Annotated in this window: 12 protein-coding genes; 2 read left to right on the top strand and 10 right to left on the bottom strand. The window is 72.7% G+C overall.

The features are described 5' to 3' along the window. Positions 1 to 44 precede the first annotated feature (44 nt). Positions 45 to 554 carry a hypothetical protein gene (locus tag HNR10_RS09520; protein WP_246406142.1) on the top strand — a complete coding sequence of 170 codons (510 nt, stop codon included), beginning with the start codon at positions 45 to 47 and terminating at the stop codon, positions 552 to 554. Between the two features lie 85 nt (positions 555 to 639). Continuing rightward, positions 640 to 2,373: an outer membrane protein assembly factor BamB family protein gene (locus HNR10_RS09525; RefSeq protein ID WP_179822504.1), complete on the top strand. Its 1,734-nt coding sequence runs from the start codon at positions 640 to 642 to the stop codon at positions 2,371 to 2,373. Positions 2,374 to 2,401: 28 nt separating this feature from the next. On the opposite strand, the gene HNR10_RS09530 is transcribed toward HNR10_RS09525, so the two are convergent. The 10 genes from HNR10_RS09530 to HNR10_RS09580 all read right to left on the bottom strand — a co-directional run bounded on the left by HNR10_RS09530 (position 2,402) and on the right by HNR10_RS09580 (position 14,009). Next, complete coding sequence (locus HNR10_RS09530; RefSeq protein WP_179822506.1) at positions 2,402 to 3,202, bottom strand: hypothetical protein; 801 nt, start codon at positions 3,200 to 3,202, stop codon at positions 2,402 to 2,404. An 84-nt stretch (positions 3,203 to 3,286) separates the two neighbouring features. After that, positions 3,287 to 4,156: a non-homologous end-joining DNA ligase gene (ligD, locus tag HNR10_RS09535; RefSeq protein WP_179822508.1), complete on the bottom strand. Its 870-nt coding sequence runs from the start codon at positions 4,154 to 4,156 to the stop codon at positions 3,287 to 3,289. Between the two features lie 228 nt (positions 4,157 to 4,384). Continuing rightward, positions 4,385 to 4,657 (bottom strand): hypothetical protein, encoded by a 273-nt coding sequence (locus tag HNR10_RS09545; protein WP_179822509.1) that lies wholly within the window; start codon positions 4,655 to 4,657, stop codon positions 4,385 to 4,387. 113 nt (positions 4,658 to 4,770) lie between these two features. Next, entirely contained in the window at positions 4,771 to 5,715 is a 945-nt protein-coding gene (locus HNR10_RS09550; RefSeq protein WP_179822511.1) for an electron transfer flavoprotein subunit alpha/FixB family protein, read from the bottom strand. A gap of 33 nt (positions 5,716 to 5,748) precedes the next feature. Beyond that, complete coding sequence (locus tag HNR10_RS09555; protein ID WP_179822513.1) at positions 5,749 to 6,528, bottom strand: electron transfer flavoprotein subunit beta/FixA family protein; 780 nt, start codon at positions 6,526 to 6,528, stop codon at positions 5,749 to 5,751. A gap of 706 nt (positions 6,529 to 7,234) precedes the next feature. Beyond that, positions 7,235 to 9,727, bottom strand: coding sequence for a protein kinase domain-containing protein (locus tag HNR10_RS09560; protein ID WP_246406144.1), 2,493 nt, complete (start codon positions 9,725 to 9,727; stop codon positions 7,235 to 7,237). A 374-nt stretch (positions 9,728 to 10,101) separates the two neighbouring features. Further along, the gene (locus HNR10_RS09565; protein ID WP_312889190.1) at positions 10,102 to 10,902 is read right to left on the bottom strand and encodes an enoyl-CoA hydratase/isomerase family protein; all 801 of its coding nucleotides are present in this window, start codon (positions 10,900 to 10,902) and stop codon (positions 10,102 to 10,104) included. 46 nt (positions 10,903 to 10,948) lie between these two features. Further along, positions 10,949 to 11,752, bottom strand: coding sequence for an energy-coupling factor transporter transmembrane component T family protein (locus HNR10_RS09570; protein ID WP_179829639.1), 804 nt, complete (start codon positions 11,750 to 11,752; stop codon positions 10,949 to 10,951). A gap of 98 nt (positions 11,753 to 11,850) precedes the next feature. Further along, on the bottom strand, positions 11,851 to 13,395 hold the full coding sequence (locus HNR10_RS09575; RefSeq protein ID WP_376769745.1) for an ABC transporter ATP-binding protein: 1,545 nt from the start codon (positions 13,393 to 13,395) through the stop codon (positions 11,851 to 11,853). 2 nt (positions 13,396 to 13,397) lie between these two features. After that, complete coding sequence (locus HNR10_RS09580) at positions 13,398 to 14,009, bottom strand: ECF transporter S component (protein WP_179822514.1); 612 nt, start codon at positions 14,007 to 14,009, stop codon at positions 13,398 to 13,400. Positions 14,010 to 14,054 lie beyond the last annotated feature (45 nt).

The raw sequence follows: 14,054 nt of genomic DNA on the forward strand, positions 1-14,054 counted from the left end.
CCTCCGCCCGGGCACACACCCACGACTCGACGACACCCGAATACATGACCCCACGAACGTATGTGGCCTACGCGGTGGCTCTCACACTGCTGCTGTCCGGCTGCGGCCCCGATCCCGCAGGGGAATCGGGGGACGCAGAGATGGAAGCGACCATGAATCAGGGAAAAGCAGAGGAACGAGTCGAGGAACTCATCACCGAGGCGACCGCTGTGCTCCCCGACTCCCTCGAGCTCGAATCTCTCGGTGGGATAACGGCCAACCCCTGCGACGACCTCGCCAACGGCGGCGCTGAAGGTCCGGTCAGCGTCGGCCGGACCTACTGGTTGGACGGCCTCCCGGTCGAGGAAAATGAGGCCGACGTCGAACTCCTCCTCGAGTTCTGGACCGACAACGGCTACCGTGTGACCGACGATCGGCGCCCGGAGCAGCTCTCGGTCTTCGTTGAAGATGAGGAGGACTCCTTCAGGATGTCCGTGCAGTCCAGCGTCCAAGGCGACCTGTCCATCAGCGCCTCCTCCCCTTGTGTGTGGCCCGAGGGCACGCCCGAGGCCTGACGGCCCGGCACGGGCGCCGCACGGGCCCGTCGCGCGCCTCCGCTAGGCTGTCGCGGTTCCGTGTCCCCTCCCCGATGGGTGAGTCATGCCCGAGTCCCCCGCGCGGTTCGCCTCGCCCGAGGAGTCCGCCCGCCACACCCTCTTTTGGTGGTGCCCCCGGCTGTTCGCCGTGGCGGGCTGGGCGTGGACTCTGTGGCCCTACTCGGCGCTCCTGGCCGTCGCCGCCGCCACGGCCCTCGCGGTGCTGCTCTTCGTGCTCCGCGCACCGCGCGACCTGCCCTCCCGCCCCGCCAGTACGTCCCTGGGTGCGGTCCTCGCGGGCGACCTGCTCACCACCGCGGCCGCGGTCACGGCGGTCTGGGGCGTGTGGTCGCCGTTCCCCGCCCTCCTGATCCTCATCGCGGCAGTCCTGGTCCTGACGGCCGTGCCGCTGCGCCTCCAGGTGTGGTCGGACCTGCGCTCGTCGCCCACGGGACACGCGCCGAACCGGATCGCCGTGGCCGCCGCCCTCCTCGCCGCGCTGCTCCTCACCGCCGGGCAGGTCGGTGTGCTCACCTACGATCCGGTCCGCGACGCGCTCACGTGCGGCACGTACCGGCCCACAGGCGACCCTGAGCCGTGGGACACCGCCGAATCAGCTGCCTCCTCGTCGACCGGCGAGCACTTCCCCGGCGAGCCCGTATGGAAGATGGAGGCCGAGAGCGGGACCCGGGTGGTCGGGGGCTCCCCGCGTGTGGTGACCCTCGCCGACCGCGAGGGCTTCACCGCGCTCTCCGCGACGGACGGCCGAGCCCTGTGGCGGGTGGACACGGCGGATCTGGCGCGGCTCCGGGGCGGGGCGGACCCGGATTCCTACGAGCCGACGGGGGTCCACCACGTCGGCGCGACGGTGCTGGTCGACTTCCCCTCGGCCCTGGTGGCCTTCGACGAACTGACCGGCGTCCCGGCCTGGTGCGCGGCCGGCCCCTCCGAGGTGGTCCCGGCGGCACCGCACCGCTTCGTCGGCCTCGTCGACTCCGAGGACGCCCGGTGGGGACTGTTCGACCTCGCGGACGGATCCCTCGTCGCCGAACTGCCCGACCGCTCCCCGGCCGCACCGGTCCGGCCCCAGGAAGAGGAGGACGAGGCCCAGGTGAGGGTCGAGGGCGGTCGGGCCACCGTCTGGCGCGGCTCCAGCCTGTCCGTCTACGGCCTGGACGACGGCGCACTCCTGTTCCGCCTGGACGACGCGCGCCCCCGGGCGTCCGGGGACCAGGAGGAGCCCTACCACCGGTCGATCCGCGCGGTCCGCACCGTCGACGGGGTGACCGTGGCCTCCTTCGAGGCACGGATGCCCCTCTACCCGCGAGAGGCCGACCGCCCCGACGACGCGACCGACAACGACGGGCTGCTCGCCGCCTACGACGACGACGACGGCAGCGAACTGTGGAACTCCGCCGGGACCGGGAGGATCGCCGTGGGCGACCCCGTGGTCGGAACCTCGATCGGCTCCTGCCCCTCCGACCTGGGCGGCGTCTTCCTGACCCAGGACACCGCACGCCGCGGTTCGGAGCACACTTACGCCGTCCGAGCCGAGGACGGGACCGTGGCCTGGTCCTCCTCGGCCGACCCGGACCGGGAGGAGCGGTACTTCTCCTGCGCGGTGGGAGGAGCGGTGGTCGACGGCCGCCTGTACCGTCCCGACGGCGGCACCGCCGACGCGGAGGGCCACGCGTCGACCCGCCACCCTCTCGCCTTCGAACAGACCTGGGCGATCGGGGACGGCCTGCTGGTCATCAGCCCGGACGACGTCACCTTCCACACGTTGCGGGAGGACTGATGCCGGGCGCCCGGCCCCGGGCTCCGGGTCAGACCCCGGCGGCCACACCCGCCGGGGTGGCGAAGACCTGGTGCGGCTGGAACACGCAGATGTTGGTCTCCCCCTGGGCGTTGGCGTCGGTGATCTCCACGAAGTAGGCGTAGGTGGTGTCCGCCTCCAGGTCGGCCCGCACCGTCACCTCGGACCGGTTGAGCCCCGCCCGCGCCTCGCCCCGGAGGCGCTGCACGAAGATGTTGTCCCACCAGGTGAGGTTCTGGGTGTCGAACTCGCGGGCCGACCCGCCCTTGGACAGGCGGTGGATGTAGTAGGCGTCCGGTCCCCCGGTCCGCTCCAGCGTCTCCCACGAGCAGCGCAGCTCCCCGTCGGAGGGAACCGTGTCCAGGACCGCTCCGCCCGAAGGGCCGAACGAGGCCAGGAGCCGCTCCCGCTGGGCTTTGTAGTGCTCGACGAGCCGACGGGACGCACCGCCGTCCTGGTGCCGCGTCCGGCTCTGCACCGTGCCGTCGGTGGCGCGGACCTCGATCGTGTACTCGCCCTCGGGCAGGAATCCCGTGGGCAGGTTGACCATGTACCAGTAGTAGTCCAGCGTGCGGTCGTAGATGTAGCCGTCGGTGTTGCCGTTCGTGAAGAGCCTGTTCGTGAACTCCACCTCGTAGCCGCCCGGCCCGCGGGCCGTGATCGACTCGATGAGCTCGGGCGTGGGCGTGCCGGGCGTGGGGTGGAAGGAGACGAGAAACTTGTGCTGTTCCCGGGGGAGCGGCGTCCCCTCGAAGTCCCAGTAGACGTCGCAGGCCATGATGTCGAAGATGCGTACCGGGGAATCGCTCACGGGGATGCCTTCCGTCGGGGGCGTCCCCGCGAGTGTGCCCGCCGCCACCGGCGGCGCGCATCGGTGAAACCTCGGGCGCTCCCGTCAGCCCAGCTTGGCGCGGGCCTTCCGGGGCGAGCGGGCGTGGCGGCCCATGCCCGCGAACGGGCACTCCTCGCGTCGCAGGTCCAGGGAGAACACGCGCGGCGAGACCAGGCCGTCCAGCTCCTCCCAGGTGATCGGTGCCGCGACCGGCGCCCCCGGCCTGGCCCGCACCGAGTACGGGGCCACCGCGAGCTGGTCGCGGCCGTTGCGCAGGTAGTCCACGAACAGCCGCCCCCGCCGGGCGGCCTTGCGGAACTTGGTCGTGCGCTCCTCCGGCCGCCGCGCGGCCACCCGGTCGGCGATCGCCTCGGCCAGGTCGCGCACCTCCTGGTCGGTGAGCTCCGGGCGCAGCGGGGAGTGCACGTGCAGGCCCTTGGACCCGGTGGTCATCACGTAGGCGGCCAGCCCCAGGTCGTCGAGCTCCGCACGCACGTCCCACGCGGTCGCCTTGCAGGCCTCGAAGCCGGCGGCCGTGGCCTCGGGCGGGTCGAGGTCGAGCACCATCCGGTCCGGCATGCCGAGGTTCGGTTCCTTGGACAGCCACATGTGGATCTCGATCGCCGCCTGGTCGGCGCACCAGACCAGGGTGGCGGCGTCCTGGCACTGCATCATCCAACCGTGGCCGGTCTCGACCTGGCGCACCCACGAGGGCGTCGAGGGGTGCTTGACGAAGAAGCCGCCGGAGTCGATCCCGTCCGGGAAGCGCTGGAGGGCCACCGGCCGGTCGCGGACCTGCGCCAGCATCAGCGGCGCGATCCGCGCGTAGTACTCCGCGAGGTCGGCCTTGGTCTCCCCGCCTTCGTCGAACAACGGCTTGTCCGGCCTGCGCACCTTCACGGTCCGGCGCCCGGCCCGCACGTCTGTGCTCATCGCTCCCCCGCTCGGAGTCGGCGTGCGCCCCGTGTACCCGGTCCCCCACCACGGGAAACTCCCGGCCGGGGCGAGGCCGGTCCGGCCGGCCCGGTAGGTCCGGCCAGCCCCGTAGGTCCGGCCAGCCCCGTAGGTCCGGCCAGCCCGGTAGGTCCGGCCGGCCCTACAGACCCGTTCACCACGGTCGCCCCGGTGGGCCCGGTGGGGCCGGTGGGCCCGGTCGCCGGCCTACTCCCGAATCCAGGCGCCCAGCCGTTCCATGTACGCCCGGCCCTCCTCGACGGAAGTGAACCTCGGCGGAACCTCCGGGAGGTCCACCATCTTCTCCGGACGGTGTCGACGGGCCAGCTCCCGGTACTCGGCGAGAAGGGCGTCGGTCTGCCGGTGAAGTTCGTCCAGCACCCGCCGTTCCTCCCGGGCCCGCAGCTCCTCCCGCTTGCGCTGCTGCTCGGGAGTCGGGGCCTCCGGCTCCCGTCGCCTCCTGAACCACTTCGGTGCCACGCTCACCGCTCCCGTCCGCTCCGCCGAGACGCCCACGCTAGCGCGACCGCCCCGAACGCACGACGCCCGGCCGGGTACTCCCCGGCCGGGCGTCGTGCTGTCAGCGCGTGCGACTACTTGCGCTTGTTGATCTCCTCGGTCAGCTGCGGGGCGACCGTGTGCAGGTCCCCCACGACGCCGAAGTCGGCGAGCTCGAAGATCGGCGCCTCGGGGTCCTTGTTGACCGCGACGATGTTCTTCGAGGTCTGCATGCCCGCGCGGTGCTGGATCGCACCGGAGATGCCCAGGGCCACATACAGGTTCGGGCTGACCGTCTTGCCGGTCTGGCCGACCTGGAACTGGTTCGGGTACCAGCCGGAGTCGACGGCGGCGCGGGAGGCGCCGACGGCGGCACCGAGCGAGTCGGCCAGCTTCTCGACGACCGAGAAGTCGTCCGAACCCACACCGCGGCCACCGGAGACCACGATCGCGGCCTCGGTGAGCTCCGGGCGCTCGCCCTGCTCCTGGACGACGCGCTCCACGACCTTGGCGGTCCTGGCGGCGTCGGAGATCTCGACCGACACGGCCTCCTCGGCGGCGGCACCGGCCGCGGCCTCGGGAGCGACCGAGTTCGGACGGACCGCGACGATCGGCACGCCGGCCGTCACACGGCCGTGCGTGACCGTGGCGCCACCGAAGATGCTGTGCTCGGTGACCACCTCGGCGGAGACGTCGACGACGTCGGTGAGGACGCCCGAGCCCAGCTTCACGGCGGTGCGGCCGGCGATCTCCTTGTTCTCGGCGGTGGCCGAGACGAGGATCGCGGCGGCCGACTTCTCCTGCGCCAGCTTGGCGAGCAGCTCCGCCTTGGGCGCGACGACGTAGTCGTTGAGCTCGGCCGACGCGACGTAGACCTTCTCCGCGCCGAACTCGGCCAGTACGGCCTTGCCGGACTCGGCGCCGTCGCCGACCCACACCGCGGCGGGCTCGCCGATACGGCGGGCGGCGGTCAGCAGCTCGGTGGTGACCTTCTTGACCTGTCCGTCGACGTGGTCGACGAGGACGAGGACCTCAGCCATAATCCTTGAACCTTCCTGAGTCTCTCGTCGGACCTAGACGAACTTCTTCTCGGCGAGGAAGTCGGCGAGCTTCGCGCCGCCGTCGCCCTCGTCCTTGACGATCGTGCCCGCGGCGCGCGGCGGCGCGGGGGCGAAGTCGACGGTCTCGGTGGTGGCGTTGGCCAGACCGACCTTGGCCGTGTCGATACCGGCGTCGGCGGCCGACTTCTTGTCGACCGGCTTCTTCTTCGCCTGCATGATCAGCTTGAAGGACGGGTAGCGCGGCTCGTTGATCTTCTCGACGACCGAGACGACCGCCGGGAGCTGCGCCTCGACGACGTCGTAGCCGTAGTCCGTCTGACGCTGGATCTTGACGGCGCCGCCGTCGATGTCGACCTTGCCCGCGAGCGTGAGCTGCGGCAGGCCGAGGTACTCGGCGAGCGCCGCGCCGACGACACCGGTGCGCGCGTCCGTGGACTCCGAGCCCAGGACGACCAGGTCGAACTCCAGGGTGCCCAGGGCCTGCGCGAGCGCGTAGGCGGTCTGGAGCGCGTCCGATCCGTGGAGCGCGTCGTCGTTGACGAAGACGGCCTTGTCCGCGCCCATGGACAGGGCCTTGCGGATGGAGTCCGTGGCCTGGTCCGGGCCCATCGTCAGGATGGTGACCTCGCCGCCGTGCTTCTCCTTGAGCAGGAGCGCCTCTTCGATGGCGTACTCGTCGAGCTCGTTGATGACGCCGTCGGACGCTGCGCGGTCGAGCGTCTTGTCCGCGTCGCTGAGCTTCCGTTCGGTCGCCGTGTCCGGGACCTGCTTGACCAAAACGACAATATTCATGGCCGGTGGCCGACCTCCCTGCACTCGCATGATCCGCCGTCAGGCGGGCGGACGCTGGCGCGCCCCGTACTGCCAACAATGCCGAATGCCGTTCGGTCACTCGACGGCGGGTCCGGTCTTTCACGTTCGGACCGGCCCCGCGATGTGCTGATACCCAGATGTTACTGGCTAGTAGCTTCAAAGGCCAAGCCACACCGGGGTGTTACTTAGGTAACCCTGACCACGTTGGCCCCGCGGCCTCGCCAGGGCTCCGCCGGGGCACGGACCACCAGCACGGATGAGCGCGCCCCCAACGCGTACCCCCACCATAGTCACCGCCGGGGGCGCGGCGGCGGGCGCACCACCGCCCAACGGCCGGAGGCCCTCCTCCCCGAGGGGAAGAGGGCGTCCGACCCCGATTCCGGGCCGAGGCGAGTGGACACCCCTCGCCCCGACCCCTGGGAGCGACCCCACAGGCCAATCCGCCAGGGAGTGCGCAGGGGGTTGAAGCCGCACGAAAGCGGCCTACCCCCACCCCAGGGGGTGAAAGGTAGGCCGTTCGACCCTGCGGGACCGTAGGAGGTTCGCGAGGGGCGCGCCAGTGTTCTGCAGGAGGAGACGGGGCCGCCGCGACGAAGGAGCAAGGCACGTCGACGACGAAGAACACTGGCTACTCGGCGCCCCGAGCACGGGCCAAAGCGAGGAACGAGCGGAGGCCCCAAGAGAACTACGCGAACCAGTCCGACGGCCCCTGGAGCGGTCCCAGCTCCCACACGGGAGCGGCGGTCAGCCCGATGGACAGGATCAGCATCGTCAGCAGGACGATGCCCACGATCACGGCGATGTACAGGTACAGGTTGCGGAACTTGACCCGCTCGACCAGCCACACCGCCTGGTGCCGTGCCTCGCGCCCGCTCGGCATGATGTAGCTGAGCAGGATCGTCACGAAGATCGCGAAGCCGCCGGTGTAGTTGGCGCCCTCGTTCGGCACGTCCATGAGCGAGGCGTAGACCATACCGACCAGGATCCCCGCCAGCAGGTACACCAGCCCGAACCCGATCGTGCGGAGCACGCTGCGGCCGAAGGCCACCGGATAGCTCAGCACCATCATCACGGCGTCGGAGCGGCCCGGGCCGCGCTTCTGCACCCGTTCGGCCTGCTGGATCTTGACCTTGTCCAGGGCACTGAGCCCCGCGATCATCACGATCCCCAGGATGACGCCGAACCACGGGAACCACAGCGCCACACCGGCGAGCGAGACCATGATGGGGATCAGCACCAGCGGATGCATCCGCCAGGACGCTTCCTCGTACTCCTCGTCGTCGTACTCGTCGTCCCCGCCGCGGAAGTAGTCGCCGAGCCGGTCGTGGCTGCCCCGGCGGAACCGGTTCAGCAGGCCGCCGCGGCGCTCCTCCCCGTACCCGTCGTAGTCCTCCTCGTCGAACTCCTGCGTCCGGCCGGACCGCGTGCCGTCGTCGACCGGGGTGAGGATGTCGCCGAAGTCGCCCTTGGACAGCGGCGTGTTGAAGAACTGGGTCTGCGGCGCCTGGTTGGAGTAGTCGTCCTGGTAGTCGTCGCGGTACTCGTCCACGCGCCCGTGGCCGTTGTCGACGGGGTCGATCATCATCGTCCCCTGCGGGTCGTCGCGTCCGGCCATGCCACCGGGCTGGATGCGCTGGGTGCCCGCGACGTCGTCGCCGCCGACGGGGTCGATCATCATCGTCCCCTGCGGGTCCGCCACGTCGTCGGATCCGGCCGGACTGATGCGCTGGGTCCCGACGTCCGGGTCGCCGACCGGCTCCTGCCGCGCGCCCCAGGCCGGGCGTCCGCCGGACAGGTCGTCGGTCGCCTCCTCGTCCTGCCATCCGGTGGCCGCGCGGCGCCCGCCGGACAGGTCGTCCGTGGCCTCGTCGTCGGTCTGCCACCCCGTGGCCGCGCGGCGCCCGCCCGACAGGTCGTCCGTGGCCTCGTCGTCGGTCCGCCACCCCGTGGCCGCACCGCGCGCACCCGACAGGTCGTCGGTCGCCTCGTCGTCCGCGTTCCATCCGCCCGAGCGGGCGGCGTGCGTCCGCGGCTGCTCCGTGGGCACCGACCAGGCGCCGGCCGTGTGCGACGGGTTCGGCCCGCTGGTCGTGTGCGAGGGCCCCCAGCCCTCGCTGCCCCGGGCACCGTGGCTGGCCAGGTAGCCCGCAGCCCCGCCCAGAGCGGCACCCGCGGCACCGGCCGCACCCGCGGCCCCAGCGGCACCAGCCGCGCCGGCGCCCCGACCGCGCCCGTCCGACGACGCGCCGGCCGCGCCAGTGGCGGCCGGACCGTGGCCGGCCGCCGGAGCGACGACGGTGTGATTGCCGGTCATCCCCGTCGGGCCCGCACCGGGGTCCTCGGTCCACGGCAGGTCGAGGTTGAGCCGCCCCGTCTCGGCGACGAGCTCGGCGGCGGTCGGGCGCTGGCGCATGCTCCGCGAGACCGCCCGGGTGACCAGCGGACGGAGTGCCTCGTGCATCCCGTCCATGTCGATCTCGCCGTTGAGGATGCGGAAGAAGATGACCTCGAAGGAGCCCGAGCCGTAGGGCGGGCGTCCGGTGGAGGCGAAGGCGACCGTGCCGCCCCACGCGTGGATGTCCGTGGCCGGGCCCAGGTCCGTTCCCTCGATGACCTCGGGCGAGAGGTAGCTGGGCGTACCGACGAACGTGCCGGTCTGGGTCAGCTTGGCGCCGTCGACGGCGTGCGCGATACCGAAGTCGATGACGATCGGCTCGCCGTTGGAGATGATGACGTTGCCGGGCTTGAGGTCGCGGTGGATCACGTCCACCGCGTGGATGTCCTTGATCGCCCGGGCCAGTCCGGTGATGAAGCGGGTCAGAGCGCGGCCGCGCAGGGGACCGTGGTCGGTGACGGTCGCGTCCAGCGTGGGGCCGGGGATGTACTCGGTGACCACCCACGGCAGCTCGGCCTGCGTGTCCGCGTCGATGACCTCGGCGACGTTGGGGCTCTGCACGCTGCGCATGGTCTCGACCTCGCGCGCGAGGCGGGCCCGGGCGATGTGGTCGCCGGCGACCTCGGGCTTGAGGACCTTCACCGCCACGAACTGCTCGGTCCGGGGATCCTCGGCCTGGTACACCACGCCCATGCCGCCCTGGCCGATGCGGCGGCGGATCACGTAGTGGCCGATGCGCTCCGGCAGCTCCTCGCCCGTGGGGAAACCTGCCGACATTGCCATCGAGAACTCATCCCCTCAAAAGACCGCATACCGCCACGTCCAGCTTATCGGCCGGGGGGATGGGTCAACATTGGCTTGTGCGGCCCGTCCAGGGCCGGTGGTCTTCCAGGGTCCACCGGGAGGTGGGGACTCCGGCGACCGCTCCGTCCTCGGACGGCCACCACGAGTATGACGGAAAATCCGCCCCTGCGGTTCCCGCACGGGGCGGCGCACCCGGCCGGAACCGGCCGCCGGGCGACCGCGGGCGGCGCCCGGTTCGGTCCCCGGCGGTCTCGATCATGCCAAAAACACCGGAATCCGACGAGTGGGCGGGTGTGGGGAGGGTCGCACCGTACCGCCGCACGGCCCGCCCCACACCCGCCCGACGAGCCCGGTCAGCGCCCCTGGAAGGTCGCCTTGCCCGGACCGTGCTCGATGAAGCTGCGCATGCCGGTCTTCTGGTCCTCCGTGGCGAACAGGCCGGAGAACTGCAGCCGCTCGATCTCCAGCCCGGTGTCCAGGTCGGTCTCCAGACCGCGGTCGACGGCCTCCTTGGCGGCGGCCAGGGCCACCGCCGGACCGTCCGTGTAGCGGGCGGCCATCGCCATCCCCGCGGAGTAGACCTCGGCGTCGGGGACGACCTCGTCCACCAGTCCGATCCGCAGCGCCTCCTCGGCGCGCACGTGCCGACCGCTGAAGACCATCTCCTTGGCCCGCGACGGTCCCACCAGGCGCGGCAGGCGCTGGGTGCCGCCCGCGCCGGGGATGACGCCCAGCTGGATCTCGGGCTGGCCCAGACGGGCCTTCTCGCCCGCCACCCGGAAGTCCGCGCACAGGGCCAGCTCGCAGCCGCCGCCCAGCGCGTAGCCGCTGATCGCCGCCACGACGGGCTTGGGGATCCGCGCGACGGAGGTCAGGGCGTTCTGCAGCGCCCGGGAGTACTCCAGCATCTGCGCGTGGGTCAGCTCCGCCATCTCCTTGATGTCGGCACCGGCCACGAACGCGCGCTCGCCGCCGTAGAGCACCACGGCGCGCACGGAGGCGTCCGCCGCCACCCGGGTCGCGGCGACCGCGATCTCTCCCGTCACCTGGCCGTTCAGCGCGTTCAGCGCCTTGGGCCGGTCGATGCGCACGACGGCCACGGCCGGGTGGTCCGGATCGGTCTCCACCCGCACGAACTCGCCCACGAGCTCCACCTCTTCACCTTCGACGACTGTGTCACTGGCTGTCCTACCACCCGGCTCACGAGAACAGCAGCACCAGGGTGCCCAGCCGCGCGGAGCACCCGTAGGCCGCCGCGAGCAGGAGCGCCGAGCCGACGATCAGCAGGGTGTCGGCCGTCCGCCAGCGGCTGCGGCGCGCGTGCGAGCGCGGCCCGGTCCCGAAGGCCCGGGCGTCCATCGCCGTGGCCAGCAGGGTCCCGGTCCGGATGGAGCGCACCAGCAGTGCGAACAGCCGCCCGAAGAACAGCCGCACCACCGCCACCGGGTTCGCGCCGGCCTCCAGACCGCGCGCCCGCCTGGCCAGGGTGATGGTCCGCCACTGGTGGGCGAGCAGCGGGATGAGGCGCAGGGCCGCCAGCACCCCCATGGCCGGCCGCTCGGGCAGCCGGAGCCGCTGCACGAGGCCGTCGGACATCTCCGTGGGGTCGCTGCTGACCGCCGCGAGCAGCCCGGGCAGGGCGATGGCGAGCAGCCGCACCGCCGCCCCCACAGCGCCGGAGACGCCCTCCTCGCCGTACAGGTAGTTGACCGCCCCGCTGGACAGGCCCATGAGGACGAAGGGGCCGCCCAGGACGAGCAGCGTGCGCCGGTCGATCCCGCTGAACGGGACGACCAGCACGACGGCGGCCAGCACCACGCCGCCCGTCACCGCGTCCACGGCCGGAACGAGTCCCAGGGCCAGCACCAGCGCGGCGAGCAGTTTGGCCGCCGGGTTCAGCCCGGTCAGCCAGGCCCGTGCGCCGGTGCCCCCGGGCCCGTCCGCGGTCGGCGCGTTCCCGGTTCCCCGTTCCTCCTTCCCGACCGCCTCCCCACTCCGTGCCATCTCGCCCCGTGCCCGCTCGGCCCGCGCTTCCTCGACGCGTACCTCCTCGCTCCGTGCCCGCTCACCGCGTGCCCGCTCCGGGCGGGTCCCGCTCCCGCTCATCGGTCCTCCTCCGCCACCGCGGCCGCGCTCGGCCGCGGCTCGGCCTCGGCCCGGCCGTCGGCCACCCGCACCCGCGTGTCGGCGAACCGGCGCAGGAGCAGTTCGTCGTGGGTGGCCATCACGACGGCCCGGCCCTGCCCGCGCAGGACGCCCAGCAGCTCGACGAGCTCCGTCCACGTCCGGGTGTCCTGACCGAAGGTGGGCTCGTCCAGGACCAGGACGTCGGGGGCGCGGCTCGGGCCCGAACTGAGCGCCGTGGCCACCGACAGCCGCCGCTTCTCACCGCCCGAGAGCGTGTAGGGGTGCACGTCGGCCAGCGCGGTGAGCCGCAGCCGCCCCAGCAGCTCGTCCACCCACGCCGCGGTCTCGGCCTCGCCCGCCCCGGCACGCCGCGGGGCGAACCGCAGCTCGTCGCGGACGGTGGTGGTGACGAACTGGTCCTCCGCGTGCTGGAACACGGTCCCCACGTGCCGGGCGAGCCGCCCGGCGGGCCAGCGCCGCAGCGGGCGCCGGTCCGCCTCGGCCAGCGGCCCGCGCGGCAGCACGGACCCCCGGTACGGCTTGGCCAGCCCGGCCAGCAGGGTCAGCAGGGTGGACTTGCCCGCCCCGTTGGGGCCGGTGAGCGCGGTCGCCGTCCCGGCCGGCACCTCCAGGTGGACGTCGGAGAAGACCGTCCGCGGGGGGCCGGAGCGCACCCCCAGCTCGGCGGGCGTGCGCGCGGCCGCGCCGACCGCGGCCAGCACGCTCGCGCCGCCCGGGGCCGGGTCCAGCCGGGGCTCCGGTTCGGCGCCGGGCACCCACACGCCCTGTTCGGCCAGCGACCGCCCGTGCTCGGCGAACACCGCGTCCGGCGGGCCGTCGGCGACCACTCCGCCGCCCGGTTCCACCACCACGACCCGCTCGACGAGGTCGACGACCTCGGCCACCCGGTGCTCGACCAGGACCAGGGTGGCCTCGGTCGCGGCGAGCACGCGGGCCAGGACCGACCGCACCAGGGCGGCGCCGGCCGGGTCGAGGTTGGCGGTCGGCTCGTCCAGGAGCAGCAGCCGGGGCCGCATCGCCAGCGCGCCGGCGATGACCAGACGCTGCTTCTCGCCCCCGGACAGGGCGCCGGTGGAGTGGCGCGGCCCGTACGGGAAGCCGACGTCGGCCATCGCCCGCTCCACCCGCGGCCAGATCAGCGCCGGCTCCACCCCGAGGTTCTCCGGCCCGAAGGCGACGTCGTCGCCCGCCCGGGCCATCACCAGCTGGGTCTCTGGGTCCTGGCTGACCAGGCCGACCCGGCCCCGGCGGCGGTCGGCGGCTTCGCCGTCCACGCGCAGGACGCCCTCCTGGTCGCCGCTGATGGCGCTGTCGGCGCCGGTCAGCCCGGCCAGCGAGTGCAGCAGGGTGGACTTGCCCGCGCCGGAGGCGCCGAGCAGGAGCACCCGCTCTCCCGGCTCGATGACCAGGTCCACGCCCCGCAGTGCGTAGGACGTGCGGCCGGAGTGCCGCCAGCCCCATCCGGCGAGCTCGACGCGCGCGCCCTGGGCCCGCTCCACGCTCAGTCCCTGGCCGACGGGAAGGGAGCCAGCGCGCCCGACTTGGCCAGGGCCGTGGTGAGCAGGCGGGCGCCGACGCCCGCGATCACGGCGGCGCTGACGATGACGATCACGCCGTAGGCGAGCTTCAGGTCGAGCGACCAGGTGACGTTGTAGGTGAGGTTGTCGCGGATCGCGGGCGAGATGCCGGCGACCGCGGCGGCCAGGACGGCCACGCCCATGTTCCAGCGCCGGTAGCCGAAGGCGAGGAAGACCAGTTCGGGCAGGATCCCCTGGAGCGTGCCGTCGAGGATCACCATGACGCCCCACTGGGTGCCCAGCACCGCGGAGACGGACGCGGCGGCGATCGCGGTGAGCAGGGCGGCGCCGGGCTTGCGGATGATGAGGCCGCCCAGCACGCCGGAGATCAGCCACATGCCGTAGATGACGGCCTGTCCCGGGGGGAAGGCGACGAACAGCGGCGCGGTGATCGTCCAGAGGATGTTCCAGGCCCAGAAGACCACGCCGATGGCGACGCCGATGACGGCGGCCACGACGATGTCGACGGTGCGCCAGCTGCGCAGCCGGAGCAGGATGTCCTTCCAGAAGCCCGGAGTCTCGGTCTCGGTGCTCATGTCGAAGTGTCCCTTCGTGGGGGGACGAGGGGCCCTTCCGGGGCG

The organism is Nocardiopsis aegyptia (genome assembly GCF_013410755.1).
Classification (GTDB): Bacteria; Actinomycetota; Actinomycetes; order Streptosporangiales; family Streptosporangiaceae; genus Nocardiopsis; species Nocardiopsis aegyptia.

Coding starts and splice junctions, on each gene's coding strand:
- HNR10_RS09520 (WP_246406142.1), top strand. CDS start 45: ATGACCCCACGAACGTATGTGGCCTACGCGGTGGCTCTCACACTGCTG.
- HNR10_RS09525 (WP_179822504.1), top strand. CDS start 640: ATGCCCGAGTCCCCCGCGCGGTTCGCCTCGCCCGAGGAGTCCGCCCGC.
- ligD (WP_179822508.1), bottom strand. CDS start 4,156: ATGAGCACAGACGTGCGGGCCGGGCGCCGGACCGTGAAGGTGCGCAGG.
- HNR10_RS09550 (WP_179822511.1), bottom strand. CDS start 5,715: ATGGCTGAGGTCCTCGTCCTCGTCGACCACGTCGACGGACAGGTCAAG.
- HNR10_RS09555 (WP_179822513.1), bottom strand. CDS start 6,528: ATGAATATTGTCGTTTTGGTCAAGCAGGTCCCGGACACGGCGACCGAA.
- HNR10_RS09560 (WP_246406144.1), bottom strand. CDS start 9,727: ATGGCAATGTCGGCAGGTTTCCCCACGGGCGAGGAGCTGCCGGAGCGC.
- HNR10_RS09570 (WP_179829639.1), bottom strand. CDS start 11,752: ATGGCACGGAGTGGGGAGGCGGTCGGGAAGGAGGAACGGGGAACCGGG.
- HNR10_RS09580 (WP_179822514.1), bottom strand. CDS start 14,009: ATGAGCACCGAGACCGAGACTCCGGGCTTCTGGAAGGACATCCTGCTC.